The 18,855-nt window shown below is 67.0% G+C and carries 16 protein-coding genes; 9 read left to right on the plus strand and 7 right to left on the minus strand.

The annotated features are described in order from the left end of the window. Positions 1–12: 12 nt before the first annotated feature. The 9 genes from hflX (at position 13) to VGM71_RS14785 (ending at position 10,565) form a co-directional block, all read left to right on the plus strand. Entirely contained in the window at positions 13–1,314 is a 1,302-nt protein-coding gene (hflX, locus tag VGM71_RS14745; protein WP_331546484.1) for a ribosome rescue GTPase HflX, read from the plus strand. A 174-nt stretch (positions 1,315–1,488) separates the two neighbouring features. Beyond that, positions 1,489–2,559: an FtsH protease activity modulator HflK gene (gene hflK / locus VGM71_RS14750; RefSeq protein ID WP_331546486.1), complete on the plus strand. Its 1,071-nt coding sequence runs from the start codon at positions 1,489–1,491 to the stop codon at positions 2,557–2,559. Further along, positions 2,556–3,428 carry a protease modulator HflC gene (gene hflC / locus VGM71_RS14755; RefSeq protein ID WP_331546488.1) on the plus strand — a complete coding sequence of 291 codons (873 nt, stop codon included), beginning with the start codon at positions 2,556–2,558 and terminating at the stop codon, positions 3,426–3,428. The genes hflK and hflC overlap by 4 nt, the downstream gene beginning before the upstream one ends. Positions 3,429–3,731: 303 nt before the next feature. Beyond that, the gene (locus VGM71_RS14760) at positions 3,732–5,039 is read left to right on the plus strand and encodes an adenylosuccinate synthase (protein ID WP_331546490.1); all 1,308 of its coding nucleotides are present in this window, start codon (positions 3,732–3,734) and stop codon (positions 5,037–5,039) included. A gap of 4 nt (positions 5,040–5,043) precedes the next feature. Further along, the gene (folC, locus tag VGM71_RS14765) at positions 5,044–6,411 is read left to right on the plus strand and encodes a bifunctional tetrahydrofolate synthase/dihydrofolate synthase (RefSeq protein WP_331546492.1); all 1,368 of its coding nucleotides are present in this window, start codon (positions 5,044–5,046) and stop codon (positions 6,409–6,411) included. 102 nt (positions 6,412–6,513) lie between these two features. Further along, the gene (locus VGM71_RS14770; protein ID WP_331546494.1) at positions 6,514–7,551 is read left to right on the plus strand and encodes an SPOR domain-containing protein; all 1,038 of its coding nucleotides are present in this window, start codon (positions 6,514–6,516) and stop codon (positions 7,549–7,551) included. Between the two features lie 42 nt (positions 7,552–7,593). Next, positions 7,594–8,229 (plus strand): CvpA family protein, encoded by a 636-nt coding sequence (locus VGM71_RS14775; RefSeq protein ID WP_331546496.1) that lies wholly within the window; start codon positions 7,594–7,596, stop codon positions 8,227–8,229. Positions 8,230–8,241: 12 nt separating this feature from the next. Beyond that, complete coding sequence (gene purF, locus VGM71_RS14780) at positions 8,242–9,720, plus strand: amidophosphoribosyltransferase (RefSeq protein WP_331546498.1); 1,479 nt, start codon at positions 8,242–8,244, stop codon at positions 9,718–9,720. A gap of 44 nt (positions 9,721–9,764) precedes the next feature. Beyond that, positions 9,765–10,565 carry a ferritin-like domain-containing protein gene (locus VGM71_RS14785; protein ID WP_331546500.1) on the plus strand — a complete coding sequence of 267 codons (801 nt, stop codon included), beginning with the start codon at positions 9,765–9,767 and terminating at the stop codon, positions 10,563–10,565. Between the two features lie 135 nt (positions 10,566–10,700). Here the strand turns inward: VGM71_RS14785 and VGM71_RS14790 are convergent, their stop codons facing one another. From VGM71_RS14790 to phoR, 7 genes are all read right to left on the minus strand, one after another. Continuing rightward, positions 10,701–11,426 carry a UDP-2,3-diacylglucosamine diphosphatase gene (locus VGM71_RS14790; RefSeq protein ID WP_331546502.1) on the minus strand — a complete coding sequence of 242 codons (726 nt, stop codon included), beginning with the start codon at positions 11,424–11,426 and terminating at the stop codon, positions 10,701–10,703. Continuing rightward, the gene (locus VGM71_RS14795) at positions 11,423–12,130 is read right to left on the minus strand and encodes a peptidylprolyl isomerase (protein WP_331546504.1); all 708 of its coding nucleotides are present in this window, start codon (positions 12,128–12,130) and stop codon (positions 11,423–11,425) included. Before VGM71_RS14795 ends, VGM71_RS14790 begins: the two co-directional genes overlap by 4 nt. Before the next feature lie 65 nt (positions 12,131–12,195). Continuing rightward, complete coding sequence (locus VGM71_RS14800; protein WP_331546506.1) at positions 12,196–13,713, minus strand: Ppx/GppA phosphatase family protein; 1,518 nt, start codon at positions 13,711–13,713, stop codon at positions 12,196–12,198. Further along, the gene (locus tag VGM71_RS14805; protein ID WP_331546508.1) at positions 13,697–14,230 is read right to left on the minus strand and encodes a hypothetical protein; all 534 of its coding nucleotides are present in this window, start codon (positions 14,228–14,230) and stop codon (positions 13,697–13,699) included. Before VGM71_RS14805 ends, VGM71_RS14800 begins: the two co-directional genes overlap by 17 nt. Further along, a complete protein-coding gene (locus VGM71_RS14810) occupies positions 14,227–15,372 on the minus strand; it encodes an MGDG synthase family glycosyltransferase (RefSeq protein ID WP_331546510.1) in 1,146 nt (381 codons plus the stop codon). The genes VGM71_RS14805 and VGM71_RS14810 overlap by 4 nt, the downstream gene beginning before the upstream one ends. Then, positions 15,369–17,444 carry a polyphosphate kinase 1 gene (ppk1, locus tag VGM71_RS14815; protein WP_331546512.1) on the minus strand — a complete coding sequence of 692 codons (2,076 nt, stop codon included), beginning with the start codon at positions 17,442–17,444 and terminating at the stop codon, positions 15,369–15,371. Before ppk1 ends, VGM71_RS14810 begins: the two co-directional genes overlap by 4 nt. 78 nt (positions 17,445–17,522) lie before the next feature. After that, on the minus strand, positions 17,523–18,800 hold the full coding sequence (gene phoR / locus VGM71_RS14820) for a phosphate regulon sensor histidine kinase PhoR (protein ID WP_414675144.1): 1,278 nt from the start codon (positions 18,798–18,800) through the stop codon (positions 17,523–17,525). Between the last annotated feature and the right edge of the window lie 55 nt (positions 18,801–18,855).

Raw genomic sequence — 18,855 nt, forward strand, 5'->3', positions numbered from 1 at the left:
TCAAACCCATCCGTGTTCGATAGACACAAGAAAGGCGACCGCGCACTGCTGCTCCTGCCGCATTCGCGCGGCGAAGGCGACACCGTGCGTCGGGGCGAGGAATTCGCCGAACTGGTGAAATCCGCCGGCGCCGAGATTCTGGGCGTCATCGCCGCGCGCGTCGAGGATCCCAACCCTCGCTACTACGTCGGCAGCGGCAAGGCCGACGAGGTCGCCGAGGCGGTACGCGCGCTCGAAGTCGACCTGGTACTGGTCGACCATGTGCTGACGCCGGTGCAGGAACGCAACCTCGAAAAGCACGTCGGCGTGCGCGTGGTCGATCGCGCCGGCCTGATCCTCGACATCTTCGCCCAGCGTGCGCGCTCGCACGAAGGCAAGCTGGAAGTGGAACTGGCCCAGCTCAAGCACCTGGCCACGCGCCTGGTGCGCGGTTGGACCCATCTGGACGCCCAGCGCGGCGGTGCCATCGGCAACCGCGGTCCTGGCGAAACCCAGCTCGAAACCGACCGCCGCCTGCTCGCCGAGCGCGTCAAGATGCTGACCAAGCGCCTGCAGAAAGTGCAGACCCAGCGCGGCCAGCAGCGTCGCGCGCGCCTGCGCAACATCGTGCCGCGGGTGGCGCTGGTCGGTTACACCAACGCCGGCAAGTCCACTCTGTTCAATGCACTGACCACCGGCGATGTCTACGCCGCCGACCAGCTGTTCGCCACGCTCGATCCCACCGTGCGCAAGCTGGAAAACCTGAGCTGCGGTCCGGCCGTGCTGGCCGACACCGTCGGTTTCATCCGCGAGCTGCCACACGATCTGGTCGCCGCCTTCCGCGCCACCCTGGCCGAAGCGCGCGACGCCGATCTGCTGCTGCACGTCAGTGACGCCGCTGATGAAGAACGCGAACGCCTGCACCGCGTGGTCGACAACGTGCTGGAGGAAATCGACGCCGGCGACGTGCCGCAACTGCAGGTGATGAACAAGATCGACCTGGCCGGCGTCGAGCCGCGCATCGATCGCGATGCATCGGGCAAGCCGGTGCGGGTCTGGTTGTCCGCCGCAACCGGGGCCGGCACCGAGCTGTTGCGCCAGGCGCTGGGCGAGCTGCTGGGTGGCGACCGCGTGCGCTCGGAGCTGCAATTGCCGTTGTCGGCCGGCCGGCTGCATGCGCGCCTCAAGGCCGCCGGTGCGATCACCGGCGAGACCATCGACGAGCACGGCTGGCAGTTGCACATCGACGCGCCGCGCAGCGTCATCGCGCCGCTCAGCGGCGGCGACGCGGTGGAAACCCGCCTGCTGCGCGAGCTGCTGGCGCCAGTGGACTGAGTGGCGAGACGGGGGACGCCCCGATCCAGCTCTGCTAGAATCTTCGGCGTTTGCGCGGCCTCGTTCCAGGCGTCGCGTCGCCTCAACCGCTTTGGCCCAACTCAATGCGCGATCCCGTTCAACGTGTGTTCCGGCCGTGGTTGCCGGCCTCCGGCGAGCCCAAGGAGACTGACCGTGGCATGGAATGAACCCGGCAACGGGCAACGCGATCCCTGGAGCAAGAACCGGCAGGGCGGCAGCAAGTCGCCGCTGGACGGGCTGCTCAAGAACCTCAAGTCCGGCCTCGGCAAATTCGGCCAGGGTCCGGGCAGCCTGCTCACCGGCGTGGTGGTACTGCTGCTGGTCGGCCTGCTGCTGAGCAGCTACACCATCATCGATGCGCGCCAGGTCGGCGTGGTGCTGCGCTTCGGCCAGTACTCGCGCACCTTGCCGCCCGGCTTCCACTTCAAGCTGCCGCAGCCGGTCGAAGCGGTGACCAAGGTCGAGGCCACGCGCGTGCGTTCGGTCAACGACACCGTCAGCATGCTGACCCGCGACGAAAACATCATCACCGTCGATTTCACCGTGCAGTACCAGGTGGACGACGCGCGCAAATATTTGTTCTCACTCAACGATTCCGACGGCAGCATCCAGGCCGCCGCCGAGGCCGCGGTGCGCGGCGTGATCGGCAACAGCGACATGGACCAGATCCTCTCCGCCGCCGGCGCCAACCTGGTCAGCGAAGCCCAGCAGACCTTGCAGAAAACCCTCGACGGCTACGACTCCGGCTTGCGCGTCACCGAGGTCAGCTTCCAGAACGTGTCGCCGCCCAAGGACGTGAAAGACGCCTTCGACGACGTCAACAAGGCGCGCGAAGACAAGCAGAGCATCGAGAACGGCGCGCTGGCCTATGCCAACAAGGTCGTGCCGGTCGCGCGCGGCGACGCCGCCGCCATCGCGCAGCAGGCCGACGGTTACAAGGCCGAGCGCATCGCCACCGCGCAGGGCGACACCGCGCGCTTCGATCAGCTGCTGAAGGAATACAAGGCCGCGCCCGAAGTCACCCGCCGCCGCCTGTACATCGAAACCATGGAACAGGTGATGGCCGACAACGCCAAGGTCATCGACACCACCGGCGGCCGCAACATCATCAACCTGCCGTACGGCCGCGAGCCGGTCAGCGACATGGGCACCGTCAATGCCGTGGCGCCGACCGCCACCGACACTCCCGCCAGTGACGCCAAGACCAACGGGAGCCAGCCATGAACCGGATCGTGATCGCACTGGTCGTGGCCGTGCTGGTGCTGCTCGGCCTCAACAGCATGTTCGTGGTGAAGGAAGGGCAGAACGCCATCCTGCTGCAGTTCGGACGCATGGTGCGCACCGACTACCAGCCCGGCCTGCATTTCAAGATTCCGCTGATGCAGCAGGTGATGCAGTTCGACAACCGCATCCTCTCGCTGGATGCACCGCCGGAGCGTTACTTCACCTCCGAGAAGAAAAGCGTCAACGTCGATTTCTATGCCAAGTGGCGCATCGCCGACAACGCCGCGTTCTATCGCGCCACCGGCGGCGACGAGCTGCAGGCCGAACAGCGTTTGACCCCGGTGATCAAGGACGCGCTTCGCTTCGAGTTCAACGCGCGCACGCTGGAAGAACTGATCTCCGGCGGCCGCAAGGACATCACCGAGCGCGTGCGCCAGCAGACCGACGCCTCCGCGCGCAAGAACCTCGGCATCGCCATCGTCGATGTGCGCATCAAGCGCATCGACCTGCCGGAAGAAGTCAGCGAATCGGTCTACAAGCGCATGCGCGCCGAGCGTCTGCAATTGGCCAACGAGCTGCGTTACACCGGCCAGGAAGCCGCAGCGAAAATCCAGGCCGACGCCGATCGGCAGGCGCAGGTGCTCAAGGCCGATGCCAACCGTGACGCCGCCAAAGTGCGCGGCGACGGCGACGCACAGGCCGCCGCCATCTACGCGCAGTCGTACGGGCAAGACCCGGAGTTCTACGCGTTCTATCGCAGCATGGCCGCGTACGCCAAGTCGTTCAAGGACGGCAAGGGCGTGCTCGTGCTCAAGCCCGATTCCGAATTCCTGCGCTACTTCAGCGACCCCGGTTCACCGAAACGCTGATGCTGCGGCCGCTCGCGCATACGAGCGGCCCGATTCGACACACATCGCAAACCTGTCACCGTCAGCGCCCCACAATGGGGCTGCACCAACCTGAGCGAGAACATCATGGGCAAGTCAGTCGTCATTCTCAGGGCCCAGTGGGGGCGAGCCGGGCTTTAACGGAATGCCTTGAATGGCATTCCGTTCCGGCGAGCGCCCGAGGCAGGATGCCGCAGGCCGGGTGACTTGATGAGCCATGGATGGCGAATCTAGTCACCGACGTCGGCCCACAGCGGGTCAACTCAAACTTCAGCGAGAGACATCATGGGCAAGTCAGTAGTTATTCTTGGCGCGCAGTGGGGCGACGAAGGCAAAGGCAAGATCGTCGACCTGCTCACCGAACGCGTCGGCGCCGTCGCGCGTTTCCAGGGCGGCCACAACGCCGGTCACACGCTGGTGATCAAGGGTAAGAAGACGGTCTTGCACCTCATTCCCTCGGGCATCCTGCGCGACGACGCGCTGTGCCTGATCGGCAACGGCGTAGTGCTGTCGCCGGCCGCGCTGGTGAGCGAAATCGCCGAGCTGGAAGCGCAGGGCGTCGATGTGCGTCCGCGCCTGAAGATCTCGCCGGCCACGCCGCTGATCATGCCGTACCATATTGCCGTGGATAAGGCGCGCGAAGTCGCTTCCGGTGCCAAGGCCATCGGCACCACCGGTCGCGGCATCGGGCCGGCGTACGAGGACAAGGTGGCTCGCCGCTCCATCCGCGTGGCCGACCTCATGTATCCGCACGAACTGCCGGAGAAGGTGAAGGCAGCCGTCGAGTACCACAACTTCGTTCTCACGAAGTGGCTGAAGGCCGAGCCGGTCGATTACCAGACCGTGCTCGACGAAGCGCTCACTTGGGGCGAATACCTGCGTCCGATGGTCGACGACGTAGCCACCATCCTGCACGACATGCGCCGCGACGGCGGCAACATCCTGTATGAAGGCGCGCAGGGTGCGCTACTCGACATCGACCACGGTACCTATCCGTACGTCACTTCGTCGAACACCACGGTGGGCGGTGCGCTGGCCGGTACCGGCGTGGGCGCGCGCGACATCGACTACGTGCTGGGCATCTGCAAGGCCTACGCCACGCGCGTCGGCGGCGGTCCGTTCCCCACCGAGCTCAACGACGAGATGGGCGAGTTGTTGCGCAAGAAGGGCAACGAGTTCGGCGCCAGCACGGGCCGTCCCCGGCGCTGCGGCTGGATCGACCTGGTGGCGCTGAAGCGCGCGGTGCAGATCAACGGCATCGACGGTCTCGCCATCACCAAGCTCGACGTGCTCGACGGGCTGGAAAGCATCAAGGTCTGCATTGCGTACGAGTATCGCGGCAAGCGTCGCGAACTCGCGCCGCTCGATGCGGATGGTTGGGCCGAGTGCAAGCCGGTGTATCTCGAGTTCCCGGGCTGGGAAGAATCCACCGCGGGCATCCGCGACTGGAACAAGCTGCCACCGGCCGCGCGCGCCTACCTGCGTGCCGTCGAAGAACTCTCGGGCTGCAAGCTCGCGCTGGTTGCCACCGGCGCGGACCGCGATGACACGATCGTCCTCGACGATCCGTTCGGCGGCGACGGCAACTGCTGATCGCATGACCCGCACGCTGGGCGAGTGGCTGTCGTACCAGGAACGCACGCATCCCCGTGACATCGAGCTTGGTCTCGAACGGGTCCGTGCCGTATGGGAGGCGATGGGCGCCCCGCGCCCCGCCCCCCTGGTCATTACAGTGGGTGGCACCAACGGCAAGGGTTCCACCGTGGCCCTGCTCGAGGGCATGCTGCGCGCCGCCGGCTACCGCACGGCCTGCTATACCTCGCCGCACCTGCTCCGCTACAACGAGCGGATCAGGATCGATGGCGAGGATGCGGCCGACGAGGCGCTGGTTGCCTCGTTCGAGCGCATCGAGGCCGCGCGCGGCAGCATTCCACAGACCTATTTCGAGTTCGGTACCCTCGCGGCGCTGGACCTGATGGCGCGCGCGAGGCTGGACGTGGCAATCCTCGAGGTCGGTCTCGGAGGGCGGCTCGACGCGGTGAATATCGTGGATGCCGACGTCGCGGTTATCACCACCGTCGATCTCGACCACCAGGACTGGCTGGGCAACGATCGCGACAGCATCGGCCGCGAGAAGGCAGGCATAGCGCGGGCTGGGCGACCGGCGATCGTCGGCGAACTGGCGCCGCCGCAGGGATTGCTGGATGCGCTACGCGGCATCGGGGCGGTGATCGTTCGGGCCGGCGAAGCATACGTCTCTGTAGGAGCGCGCCTTGCGCGCGACAGCCTTTCGCCATCATTTGAAATCTCGCGCGCCAGCTCCGGGGGGCGGCCTCGAAACATGTCGCGCGCAGGTCGCGCTCCTACACCGGCTCCGGAAAATACGTGGTCGTGGGAGCATCGTGACGGTACGAGCCTCGAGTTGCCTCTCCCCGCACTCGACGCCCCGGTACAACTCGCCAACGCAGCGACAGCGATCGCCGCCATCCACGCGCTCGGAACGCGCGTGGACGTTTCCCCGGCAGCGATTCGCGCCGCGTTGTCGACGGTTCACGTCCCCGGCCGCCTGCAGCGCATCGCCGACCATCCACGCACGCTCGTGGACGTCGGCCACAACCCGCAGGCAGCGCGTGCGCTCGCGGCGTGGCTGGATGCACAGCCAGCCTCGGGCCGCGTGTTCGCAGTCTACGGCGCGCTCGCGGACAAGGACGTGGCCGGTGTCGTCAGCGCGATGGGCCGCCGGATAGATCGCTGGTTCATCGCCGGGCTGGAAGCCGACACGCCGCGCGGCCTGGGCGCAGGGGTGCTGGTGTCCACCTTGGTCGCCGTGCTGCCCGGTGCATCGGCCTCAGCACATGCGAGCGTCGCCGAGGCATGGGCTGCCGCGCGCCAGGCGGCGAGCGACGACGATACGCTGCTGTTGTTCGGATCCTTCTTCGTCGCCGCCGCGGCCCTTACCGGGTAGGAACGGCCCCCACCGGGCAAGCTCTTCACAAAGCGCCGGGGCGGCGCCATTGCCGGTTATAATCGCGCCGATCCGCATTGCGCCGGTCGTATGGAGCCTTCCTTGAAAACACGCCTGCTGGGTGCCGCCGTTCTGATCGCTCTGTTGGTCCTGTTCGTGCCGATGTTCTTCTCCAGCACGCCGCCAAAGACCGATACGGACCAGACCGTGAGCCTCGCCATCCCGCCGGCGCCCGACCGTGAGCTGCAGACCCGTACCCTCGACGTCGCGCCCGCCGGCACCCCCATCGCCCCTTCCAGCGCTCCGGCGGCGAGCGCCCCCGTGGCGCAGCCGGCGTCCCCGGCCGCCACCGTGACGCCGGGCAACGGCAACCGCCTCGCCGCGGTGGATATCACGTCGCGCAAGCCCGCCGACGCGCTCCCCGAGGATCTCGCCGCGTCGCCCGCAGCCGGCAACAAGCCCGCCGCCACGGCGGCACCGAAACCGGCGCCGGCCGCTCCGGCTCCGGCCACTCCGGTCGCGAGCCCCACGACCCTGACGGCCGGCACCGCCGCCCGCGGCAGCTACAGCATCAACCTCAGCGCCTATGCGGACCGCAGCAAGGCCGACGCGCTGGTCCAGAAAGTGAAGGCCCTGGGCTACCCGGTCAGCACCGCCGCCACGACCCAGGCAGGCAAGGCGCTGACGCGCGTCACCGCCGGTCCCTTCGAGACGCGGGCCGCCGCCGAAGCCGCGCGCCTGAAGATCGTCGCCGCCGCACCGGGCGCTCCCGCCACACTCTCCACCAAGGCCGAGGCGCAGACCGCCGACGCGCCCGCGCCTTCCCGGACGGCTCTCGCCAGGACGCCGGCCACCACCACGGGTACCACGCCCGCGGCGGTACCTGCCGCCGCGCCGCGCGCCGGCGGCTTCGCGGTCCAGGTGGCTGCCGTGAGCAACGAGGCGGAGGCCACCCGCCTGCGCGACAGGCTGCGCGGTGCCGGCATCCCGGGCTACGTGGACAGCATCGCTTCCAGCAGCGGCGCGAAGCTCTGGCGCGTCCGCGCCGGGCCGCAGACGCAGCGTGACGACGCGGTTCGTCTCAAGGACCAGATCAAGGCCAAGATGGGCCTCGACGGTGTCGTCGTCCCGGCGCCCTGACGGGCCTGACCTGCCAGCCGTCGCCAAACCGAGGAACACCGTGTGAATTGGGCCGACTACGTCATCCTTGCCGTGCTGTTCATCTCGGTCTTGATCGGCCTGGCGCGCGGCCTCATTTCGGAAGTGCTGTCGCTGGTGATCTGGGTGGCGGCGTTCTGGCTGGCCTGGCTATTCGGTCCGGTGGTCGCGCGGTATTTCGAAGGCAGCGTGTCGCTGCCCACGGCGCGGATCGCGATCGGCTACGGACTCTGCTTCATCACGGTGCTGCTGGTGGGCGCCGTGCTTCGGTTCCTGATTTCACGCCTGGTCTCGGGATCAGGGCTGGGCGGCGTGGATCGCCTGTTCGGGATGCTCTTCGGTCTCGCGCGCGGCGTGCTTATCGTCAGCGGCGTGGTGTTCCTGCTGGGTTTCACCCCGTTGCCGAACGAGCCGTTGTGGCGCGAGTCGACGATGCTGCCACAGTTCGCTGTGCCGGCGGCGTGGCTGGGCCAGCAGGTGCCGGCGAACGTGCGCGAGTACATGCATCCGCCCGCGGCGCTGAAGGACATGAAGCTGCCGGACGTGAAATTGCCCAGCCGGGAAGAATTGATGAAACTGCGCGACCTCACGACCCCCGCGCGGCCCACGCAAGAACAGAACGTTCACCCTGCCGCCGCGACCACGGCGGCCTCTTCGTAGAAGGCAAGACCCATGTGCGGAATCATCGGCATCGTCGGTACCACGGAAGTGGCATCGGCCCTGTATGACGGCCTGACCGTCCTGCAACATCGCGGGCAGGATGCCGCCGGCATCGCCACCGTGGATGGCGCCCGCCTGCGCCTGCACAAGGGCAACGGACTGGTGCGCGACGTCTTCAATTCGGCGGGCGTGAGCAAGCTGCGCGGGCGTATCGGCATCGGTCATTGCCGTTATCCCACCGCGGGGTCGGAAGGCACCGACGAAGCCCAGCCGTTCTACGTCAACTCGCCCTACGGCATCGCCTTCGCGCACAACGGCAATCTCGTGAACACCGAGACCCTGCGCAAGGAGATGTTCGAAGACGACCGCCGCCACATCGACACGGATTCCGATTCCGAAGTGCTGCTCAACGTGCTCGCGCACGAACTGCAGGTGGAAGACCGCGGCGACCTTACCCATGAGCACGTCTTCAAGGCCGTATCGCGCGTGCACGCGCGTGCACGGGGTGGGTATGCCTGCATCGCGCTGGTGCTGGGCTATGGCCTCATCGCCTTCCGCGATCCGAACGGTATCCGTCCTCTGGTGCTCGGCGAGCGCGTCACCGCGGAAGGTCGCGAGTATGCGGTGGCTTCCGAATCCGTGGCGCTCGACGTCCTGGGTTTCAAACGCCTGCGCGATGTCGCGCCGGGCGAGGCGGTCATCATTACCGAAGGCGGCGAGCTTCTCTCGCAGCGTTGCGCCGAAGACGCTGTGCATGCCCCGTGCATCTTCGAATACGTGTACCTCGCGCGTCCGGATTCGATGATCGAGGACGTCTCCGTTTACAAGGCGCGCCTGCGCATGGGCGAGAAGCTTGCCGAGAAGATCCTGCGCGAACGTGGCCCGGACCATGGCATCGACGCGGTCATTCCGATTCCGGATACCTCGCGCACCGCGGCCAGCTCGCTGGCCCAGGCGCTGGGCGTGCCGATGCGCGAGGGGCTGGTGAAGAACCGCTATATCGGCCGTACTTTCATCATGCCGGGGCAGGGCGAGCGCGTGAAATCCGTTCGCCGCAAGCTCAACGCCATCGACCTCGAGTTCCGTAAGAAGAACGTGCTGCTGGTGGACGATTCGATCGTTCGCGGCACCACCTCGAGGCAGATCATCCAGATGGCTCGCGACGCCGGCGCGAAAAACGTCTACTTCGCTTCCGCCGCGCCGCCGGTGCGCTACCCGAACATCTACGGCATCGACATGCCCGCGGCCTCGGAACTGGTCGCCGCCGGACGCACGGTGGAAGAAGTGGAGAAGGCGCTCGGTGCCGACTGGCTGGTCTATCAGGACCTCGACGATCTCATCTGGGCGGTCGCCGACGGCAACGAGGACCTGCGCAAGTTCGATACCTCGTGCTTCTCCGGCGAGTACGTGACCGGCGTGGACGCCCGCTTCCTCGAACAGCAGGAAGCCCTGCGTTCGGACGCGGCGAAGAATGAACGCCGCAGCGCGTAAAGTTAGCGTGGCACGGGCGTAGGGTCCGTGCCACGACGCCTCGCATGAATGACCTGCATGCCGCCGCCCGCCGATGCCTCGATGCGACCGATCCGGTCGAGAAGGTGCGGCTCACGTTCGAGACATGGTCCGCACTCGAAACCGGAAGCGTCTCGCCGGATACTTTCTCCCCAGCGCCATTGCCTATTGGTTTGCCGGGGCGCCCCGAGCGGCCGCGCCTCGTGCCGGCGCGCGAACTCGCACAGCGCGGGCTTGGTACGGAGGCGGGGCGCGCGGCGCTGGTGCACGCCATCGCGCACATCGAATTCAACGCCATCGACCTCGCATGGGACGCGGTTTATCGATTTCGCGGCAAGCCCGCTGCCTATTATCGCGACTGGGCATCCTGCGCGAACGACGAAGCGCGTCACTTCACGATGCTGTCGGGGCGCCTGGCCGAACTCGGCCAGGCGTACGGCGACTTCGACGCGCACAACGGTCTTTGGGAAATGGCCGAGAAAACCGCACACAGCGACACCGCGCGCATGGCTCTGGTACCGCGCGTGCTGGAAGCGCGCGGCCTGGATGTCACACCCGGCATGATGGAGCGCCTGCGTCGCCAGGGCGACGAACGCACGGTGGCGATCCTGGAAGTGATCCTGCGTGAGGAAGTCGCTCACGTAGCGGCGGGATCGCGATGGTTCCACTGGTGCTGCGCGCGCGACGGCATCGATCCCGAAGCCACCTTCGCGCAGCTGCTCGCCGATTACATGAACAACTCGCTGCGCGGCCCGTTCAACCTGGACGCCCGTCGCGCAGCAGGTTTCTCCGAATCCGAACTGACCTGGCTGGGCACGCTGAGCTGAAGCACACCCCTTGTAGGGGCGCGCCCTGCGCGTTTATGCCCGCGTCGGGTACGACATCTCTTGAGGCCGTACCCAAAAAGCTGGCGCGCAAGTTTGGTGATTGCGGCGAAAAGCCGTCGCGCGCAAGGCGCGCTCCTACAAGTGCAGTCCGCGCAAGTCGACGCTTTCGCCATCAATACGCAACACCGACCCATGCTCGTACCAGTCGCCCAGCACGATACGCTGCGCCGCCGCGCCGTCGAGGGTGAAATCGTGGATCGCCGGACGATGCGTATGCCCATGCACCAGCCGGCGCACGCCGGCCTGCCGCATGGCTTGTTCGACGGCGCCCTGGTTCACGTCCATGATCGTCTCGTCGATGCGCCCCGTGCGCGACTTGCTGTCGCTGCGCGCTTTCGCGGCAAACGCACGGCGGGCATCGAGCGGCATGGACAGGATCTGCGCCTTCCATGCCTCGGTGCGCACCTGCGCACGCACGGCCTGGTACTCCACGTCGTCGGTGCAGAGCACGTCGCCGTGCATCAACAGCGTGGGCACGCCTTCGATCTCGTGCACGGTGCCGTCGTCGAGCAAGGTCATGCCTGCGCGCTCGGCGAATACCGGCCCGAGCAGGAAATCGCGGTTGCCGACCATGAAGTACACCGGTACGCTCGCGTCGCGGACGCCATGCGTGGCGGCGGCGATGCGCTTGGGCAGTTCGGCATCGTCGTCGTCGCCGATCCACGCTTCCACGAGATCGCCGAGAATGTAGAGCGCGTTCGCGGCACGCGCCTCGTCCGAGGCAAGGAAGCGTTCGAACAACGTGGTGATGTCGGGCCGTGCATCGTCCAGGTGCAGGTCGGCGATGAACAGGGTGCTCATGCGGACTTCGGCGCCGTGGCCTTCTTGTCGGCCTTCTTCGGCGCGACAGGCTTCGTGGGAGCCGCCGTGGTGGAAGCCGGCGCGGGCGCCGCCTTTTCCTCGCCGACGACGTTGGCCGAATCGATGATCACCAGCGGATTGGGAACGTCGCCCACGAAGGGGCCTTGCGCCCGGGTGGGCAGGGCGGCGATCTTGTCGATCGTGTCCATGCCGGACACGATCTTGCCGAATACCGCGAAGCCCCAGGTGAGGCTGCTCTGGTTGCCGACGTAGTCCAGGCGCCGGTTGTCGACGAGATTCACGAAGAACTGTGAAGTACCCGAGTTCGGGTCCGTGCCGCGCGCCACGGCGACCGTGCCGCGCAGGTTGGACAGGCCGTTATCGGCTTCGCTTGGAATGGGGGCGCGGGTACGCCGCTGGGTGAGATCGCGGCTGTAGAGGCCGCCCTGCACCATGTAGCCGTTCACGACGCGGTGGAACACCGTGCCATCGTAAAAGCCGTCGCGCGCGTACTGGAGGAAATTGGCGACGCTCTTGGGCGCCTTCTCCGGGAAAAGTTCCAGGGTGAAGTCGCCCTGGCTGGTGTGCATGAGCACTCGCGGGTGCTCGCCAACGGCAGGAGGCTGGGTCGCCGGCTTGGCCGCCTGTGCGAAGGTAGCAACAGGCAGGGCGAGGAGGGTGCTGACGACAAAAGCTCTGAGCATGGGTGACCGGTCGTGACGGTGAAACATTCCCGGCATGATACGCCCCTCTGCCGGGGGATTCCCGCTCATTCGGTGACGATCTCGAGTTCCAGGCCCAGTTCCGCCAGCGGTTCGCGCTCCTGGTCCAGGTCCGCCCCGGTCAGGGGATGCTGGTCGAGCCAGTCGGCCGGCAGCGAGAGCCGCAGGCGCTGGCGCGTGGCGACGACACGGATGCGCGGCAAGGCCTCCGCGCGACGCGCCCGGCGGAACAGCACGCCGAGTCGCAGGATCGTGGTGATGTGACGGGCAAGCATGCGGTAGCGCACCGGCAGCGCCGAGATCACGGACTTCTCCGGCTTGCGACGGTGCGATTCGACGATGACGGCGAGCAACTGCTGTTCCTGCCGCGAGAAACCGGCGAGGTCGGCGTTACGCAGGATGTAGGCGCCGTGGCGATGATGCTGGCTGTGCGCGATGGCCAGGCCCAGTTCGTGCACGCGCGCAGCCCAGGAGAGCCACTCGCGCGCGTCGTTGTCGAGCTTCCACGCCTTGGCCAGCTGGTCGAAGATGGCCAGGGCCGTGGTCTCCACCCGGCGGGCCTGCGCGCGGTCGACGCCATAGCGGTTCGCGAGGGCATCGATGCTGGCCATGCGCGGGTCGGTACCCGCGGAACGGCCGATCAGATCCCAGAGCACCCCTTCGCGCATGGAACTTTCCGACACGCGGAGGCGCTCGATGCCCAGCGCCTCGAACGCGGCCTCGAAGATGACCACGCCGCCGGCGAAGACCGCGGTTCGGTCTTCGGCGAGGCCGGGCAGCTTCAGCACATCCGAGGACCCCTGCTCGATCAACGCCTCGCGGACCGCCACCAGGGACTCCGGCGTGACGCCATCGTCGGAAAGCTTCATGGCACGCACCACGGCGCCGATGGACTTGGCCGTGCCGGAGGAACCATAGGCGTCGGCCCAGCCGGCCTCCCGGTAGTCCTCGGAGAACTGCTGGAGCAGCACGCCGATTTCGCGGCGGGCGCGCAGCCAGCGCTTGCGCGTGATCTTGCCTCCGGGAAAGAAGCGCATCGTGCTGGCGATGCAGCCGACCTGCACGCTTTCCGTCAGGATGGGAGAGGTACCGCGGCCGATGATGAACTCGGTGCTGCCGCCACCGATGTCGATCACCAGGCGGTGGTCGCGCGACGCGGGCAGGTCGTGCGCCGCGCCGAGGAAGATCAGGCGGCCTTCCTCGCGGCCGGAGACGATTTCCACCGGATGGCCGAGGGCGGCCTCGGCCGCGGACAGGAAGGCATGCGGCGAGGCCAGCCGGCGCACGGTATTCGTGGCCACGGCGCGCACGTGCAGGGCGGGAATGCCGGCGATGCGCTGGCCGAAGCGCGCGAGGCTGGCGAGCGCGGCGGCGCGATGGCCGGCATCGAGCGTGCCGTCGGGACGCAGGCCCACCGCCATACGCACGGTATCGCGCAGCCGGTCGATGACGCGGGGCTCGCCGTGTTCGTAGCGTGCCACCACCATGTGGAAACTGTTGGAGCCGAGATCCACGGCGGCGAGCAGTTCGCCTTCGTTGATCTGGGATTTACCGGACGGTGCCATCGGGGAATTCTGTCATGGCTGCTTGTCGAGGGCGAGGCTTTGGTAAGGCCGAAAGCACGAACAACACGATGCACAGGAACCCGAACACCCAGTAATCCGTTGGCGCGGGGCCCCACCAGTGCCGGTGCCACGGCACGTCCGCCGGATTGAACCGGGCTAATCCGAAGGCGGGATTGAGCGTGAACCACAGTCCGTCCTCCGCCACCCAGAACAGCATCACGCAGGCGATCGCCCGCACCTGTGCGCGCCAACTCCAGAAACCCCGGAACACCATCGGGAAATGGAAGAACAGCGCAATGAACGGAAACACCCACGCGTGGTAGCCGGTCATCGGCCGGCCGCCCCAAAGCAGGTCGAGCAACCAGTGGTGCTCGATACGCCAGGTAGGCAGGCTCGTGGCCCAGCCGTGCGGGCCCTCGATCTCGATCTCCACGTGGGCGAAGCAAAAGGCGAGGAGGAGGGTGAAGAAGGCGGTCGACACGACGGCAGCGATAGGGTGACGCGCCGAGTGACTCATGCACCGTCCAGTTGGTTGAGCACCGTATGGATCACCTCGCGCGCCGCATGCGGTCGCCCGATGGCACGCGCGCTCGCGGCCATGGCGGCAAGTCGCGCCGGCTGCGCCTGGAGTTGGCCGATCCGCCAGGCGAGCGACACGGCGTCGATCGCCTTCCAGGCCGCGCCCTGTTCCATGAGGTAATCGGCGTTGCGTTCTTCCTGTCCCGGGATAGGCGCGTTGACGATCATGGGCAGGCCCATGGCGAGGCATTCGGAGGTGGTGAGGCCGCCGGGCTTGGTGATGGCAAGGTCGCAGCAAGCCATCAGGCGGTCCACGTGTGGGGTGTAACCCTGCGGGAAGAGCCGGTCGGGATAGCGCGATGCCGCGAGGTCACGCAGCCGTTCGAGCATCGCGGCGTTCCGGCCGGCGAGCACGACGAGCTGGAAGCCATTCGCTGTCGAAAGCAAGGCGTCAGCAAGCTTGTCCAGCCCGCCGACGCCAGCGCCGCCACCCATGACGAGGTAGGCCGGACGGTCGGGATCGAGGCCGATTCCGGTGGACAGCGAACGCCGGTCGTGTGGCCCCGAGAATGCGGGCATCACGGGAATACCCGTGGTGTGTACGCGTGTCGCGGGCAGGCCGACGGCGCGCATGCGTTGCGCGATCTCCGGGCTGGCGGCGAGGTAGCCCGTCATCTCGGGAATGACCCACATGCGGTGCAGGTCGAAGTCGGTGACCTGCAACCACACGGGCGCGTGGATGCGGCCCTTGCGGATCTGCCGCGCGAGCATTTCGGCCGGAAGGAAGTGCGTACAGACGATCGCATCCGGCGCGAACTGTGCGATGGCGGCACGCAACCGGCGCGTGTTCAGGCGCTCGATCGTCCGGCGCATGCGCTGGGTCAGGGCCTCCGGACGGGAGTCGTCCGTGATGCGATAGAGCATGCCCCACAGTTGCGGATGGCGGGTGATGAGGCGCAGGTAGAAGTCGGCGTAGATGCGCCGGAAGCTCGACGGTACGTAATCCATCACGTCCAGATGGAGCGCTTCGACCTCGCGTCCGTCCCCTGCCAACGTGGATACCGCCGCTTCGAGCGCCTGCGCCGCGCGTACGTGCCCCGCGCCGGCAGACACGGAAAGGAGGAGGATGCGCCGCTTCACCCGCTATAAACCGCGAGGAGGGCTTGCTGCGCCGCGTGCGGCGCCTCACCCCTGGCCGGGTGGCTGCGCGTGTAGCGGCCGTCGCTGCCGAGGATCCATGCCTGCGTGTTGTCGCGCAGGTAGTTGTCGAGTGTCTCGTCGTAGACGCGGCGGGCGAGTTGCGGCTGGAGGATGGGTACGCCTACTTCGATGCGCCGCATGAGGTTGCGTTCCATCCAGTCCGCGCTGGCGCAGTACAACTCCGGTGCGCCATCGTTGCCGAACCAGTACACGCGGCTGTGCTCGAGGAAGCGCCCGACGATGGAGCGGACGCGGATGTTCTCCGACACGCCGCGGATGCCGGGACGCAGCGTGCACGCACCGCGGATGATGAGGTCGATCTGCACGCCCGCCATCGATGCGCGGTAAAGCGCCTCGACCACATGCGCTTCGTTCAGCGCGTTGAGCTTGGCCACGATGCGGCCGGGGCGTCCGTTGCGCGCGTGTTCCGTCTCGCGCTCGATCTTGCCCATCACGCTGGTGTACAGGGTGAAGGGCGAATGCAGCAGGCGCTTCAGCTGGATCATCGGCCCCAGGCCGGACAACTGCTGGAAGACCTTGTGGATGTCTTCGCCGATCTCCGGATCCGCCGTCATCAGGCCGATATCGGTGTAGCCGCGGCTGTTGCCCTGATGGTAATTGCCGGTCGAAAGGTGGACGTAGCGGCGCAGGCCGCCGCTTTCACGGCGCACGATCAACAGCATCTTGGCGTGGGTCTTGTAGCCGACCACGCCGTAGACGACCTGTACGCCAGCCTCCTGCAGCCGGTTCGCGAGGCCGATGTTGGCCTCCTCGTCGAAGCGTGCGCGCAGTTCGATCACCACGGTGACGTCCTTGCCGTTGCGCGCGGCCTCCACCAGGAGGTCCACCAGCGGCGAATCCTTGCCGGCGCGATACAGCGTCTGCTTGATGGCGAGCACGCCCGGATCGTCCACGGCACGGCGTAGCAGTTCCACCACCGAGGCGAAGGATTCGTAGGGGTGATGCAGCAGCACGTCGCGCGAGCCGAGCACGTCGAATTCGTTCACGCCTTTTTCGAAGGCCGGCGACAGGCGCGGCGTGAACCGTGGGAATTTCAGTTCCGGGCGGTCCACCTGGTCGTAGATCATGGCGGCGCGGATGATGTTCACCGGGCCGTCGCAGCGATAGACGTCCGTTTCCTCCAGTTCGAAGTTCGCGATCAGCATCTCGGTGATGGCACGCGGGCAGTCGGCGCCGACTTCCAGCCGCACCGGCCGGGCGTAACCGCGGCCGGCGAGTTCCTCGCTCAAGGCCCGCGCGAGATTCTCCACCTCGGCTTCCTCGACCACCAGCTCGCTGTTGCGCGTGACGCGGAACTGGTACGTGGCGCACACCTGGAAACCGGGAAAAATCTCATCGGCGAAGGCCTGCAACACCTCGGCCAGGAAGACGAAGTCGCCGTCGCCACCGGATACCTCGGCGGGAAGGTGGATGATCCGGGGTAGGGAGCGCGGCGCACGCACCAGCGCCATATGGCCTTCGCGGCCGAACGCGTCGCGGCCCTTCAGGATCACGGCGAGGTTAAGCGTCTTGTTGAGGATGCGCGGGAACGGATGCGCCGGATCGAGGCCGAGCGGCGAAAGTACCGGCATGACCTCGTTCTGGAAATAGCCCTGCAGCCAGCGGCGTTGCTTGTCGCTCCAGCCGTCGCGGGTGAGGAAGCGGATGCCTTCGGCCTCGAGCGCGGGGAGCAGTTCCTCCCGCCATGTGGCGAAGATGTCGGCGACCAGTTCCAGCGTGCGTTCGCGGATGCGCGCGAGGATCTCGCTGGAAGAAAGGCCGTCCGCGCCCGCCACGGCCACGCCCAGGGCGTGCTTGTGCTTGAGCACGGCCACGCGCACCTCGAAGTATTCGTCGAGGTTGTTGCTCACGATCGTGAGGTAGCGCAGTCGCTCCAGCACGGGCACGTCGGGATCGCGCGCCTGGGCGAGGACGCGGAAGTTGAACTCCAGCGCTGCCAGCTCACGATTGATGTACAACTCGGGATTGCCGAGGTCCACGATCTTGCTCATGCGTTCCACTGTTCCGCTCACGACGTCCGATGGTGGCTCAACGGCGACCATGCCGGAAAGCGGCGACGCAGCAAGCCATTAAGGGTGCAGTCCGGCGGCTTCCTGGATACGCGCGCCGTCGAGCAGGCGTTCGCTACCGAAAATGCAGGCGAAGGTGGAGCCTTTGCCGGGCTCGCTTTCTATCGCCAGGCGGGCCTGGTGCAGGTTAAGCACGTGCTTCACGATCGAGAGGCCGAGGCCCGTGCCGCCCGAGTCGCGCGAGCGGCTGGAGGAAACACGGTAGAAGCGCTCGGTAAGCCGCGCGATGTGCGCCGCGGGAATGCCGAAGCCGGAATCCTGTACCGAGAAGCGCGCGCCGCCTTCGAACTCCGCCCAGCGGATGGCGATGCGGCCGCCTGTGGGAGTGTAGCGCACGGCATTGCTGACGAGGTTGGAGAATGCGCTGTGCAGGTCCTTGGGCGAGCCGAGCAGGTCGAACGAGGTGGCGACGTCCAGCGACACCGTATGCCGGCCCTGGCTGAGGGCCTCCGCCTCCTTGCGCAGGCTGGCGAGCAACGGGGACATCTGTACGTGTTCCTCGGCCACATGGTCCTGGGTTTCGAGTCGGGACAGGGTCAGCAGGTCTTCCACGATCTGGCCCATGCGCTTGGATTGCGCACGCATCTCATCCAGTACCGGTGCCAGCTCGGGCACGTCTTCCGGGTCGAGCAGTTCAAGATAACCGTGGATCACCGTGAGCGGCGTGCGCAGTTCGTGCGAGACGTTGGCCACGAAGTCGCGGCGGATCTGTTCCAGGCGGGTGAGGTGGCTGGTGTCGCGTGCCAGCAGGAGCCCCTGCCGGCTGCCGAAAGGCAGCAGGGTGGCGGTCACGTGGCGATTGGGATGCGCGGGCGCGGTGACGTCATTGAGCGGTTCGCGACCCCCGTCGGCGAGCCATCCGGCCAGTTCCGAGTTGCGCAGCAGTTCGGCGATGGAGCGGCCGCGGTCGCGCGGGCGTTTCAGGCCAAGGAGGTCTTCCGCCGCGTGGTTGAACCAGCGCACGTGCAGGCCGTGGTCGAGGAGGACCACGGCGTCCGGCAAGGTTCCGGCCGCGCTGCGCAAGTCGCGCAGGCGTGAGGCGATACGGCGGGTGCGAGTCATCAGACGGTCATGCTCAGGATGGGGCGTGGCGGGCGCTTGCAACATTGGCCGCGTCTCATGACGGAACAAAGACAACAGCACGACGGTTTCCGCTACGGCGACCACGGCGATGACAGAAAGGGTCGCACCTGCCAGGAAGCCCACGCCGGCGCCCGCCAGCAGCGCGGCGGCGCATGCTGCGGGTAGTCGCCAGGTGGTTACGAAGCGATCAGGCATGCGTTGGGCCGATGACGGTCTGGTGTCGTCCACCATAGCGCGGCTCGGCCCGGAA

The sequence above is a fragment of the Luteibacter sp. genome (assembly GCF_036499525.1).
In the GTDB taxonomy this organism is placed as follows: Bacteria; Pseudomonadota; Gammaproteobacteria; order Xanthomonadales; family Rhodanobacteraceae; genus Luteibacter.

Excerpts from the sequence above, each read along its gene's own strand:
- hflC (WP_331546488.1), top strand. The coding sequence starts at position 2,556 with ATGAACCGGATCGTGATCGCACTGGTCGTGGCCGTGCTGGTGCTGCTC.
- VGM71_RS14760 (WP_331546490.1), top strand. The coding sequence starts at position 3,732 with ATGGGCAAGTCAGTAGTTATTCTTGGCGCGCAGTGGGGCGACGAAGGC.
- folC (WP_331546492.1), top strand. The coding sequence starts at position 5,044 with ATGACCCGCACGCTGGGCGAGTGGCTGTCGTACCAGGAACGCACGCAT.
- purF (WP_331546498.1), top strand. The coding sequence starts at position 8,242 with ATGTGCGGAATCATCGGCATCGTCGGTACCACGGAAGTGGCATCGGCC.
- VGM71_RS14785 (WP_331546500.1), top strand. The coding sequence starts at position 9,765 with ATGAATGACCTGCATGCCGCCGCCCGCCGATGCCTCGATGCGACCGAT.
- VGM71_RS14790 (WP_331546502.1), bottom strand. The coding sequence starts at position 11,426 with ATGAGCACCCTGTTCATCGCCGACCTGCACCTGGACGATGCACGGCCC.
- VGM71_RS14795 (WP_331546504.1), bottom strand. The coding sequence starts at position 12,130 with ATGCTCAGAGCTTTTGTCGTCAGCACCCTCCTCGCCCTGCCTGTTGCT.
- VGM71_RS14800 (WP_331546506.1), bottom strand. The coding sequence starts at position 13,713 with ATGGCACCGTCCGGTAAATCCCAGATCAACGAAGGCGAACTGCTCGCC.
- VGM71_RS14805 (WP_331546508.1), bottom strand. The coding sequence starts at position 14,230 with ATGAGTCACTCGGCGCGTCACCCTATCGCTGCCGTCGTGTCGACCGCC.
- ppk1 (WP_331546512.1), bottom strand. The coding sequence starts at position 17,444 with ATGAGCAAGATCGTGGACCTCGGCAATCCCGAGTTGTACATCAATCGT.
- phoR (WP_414675144.1), bottom strand. The coding sequence starts at position 18,800 with ATGCCTGATCGCTTCGTAACCACCTGGCGACTACCCGCAGCATGCGCC.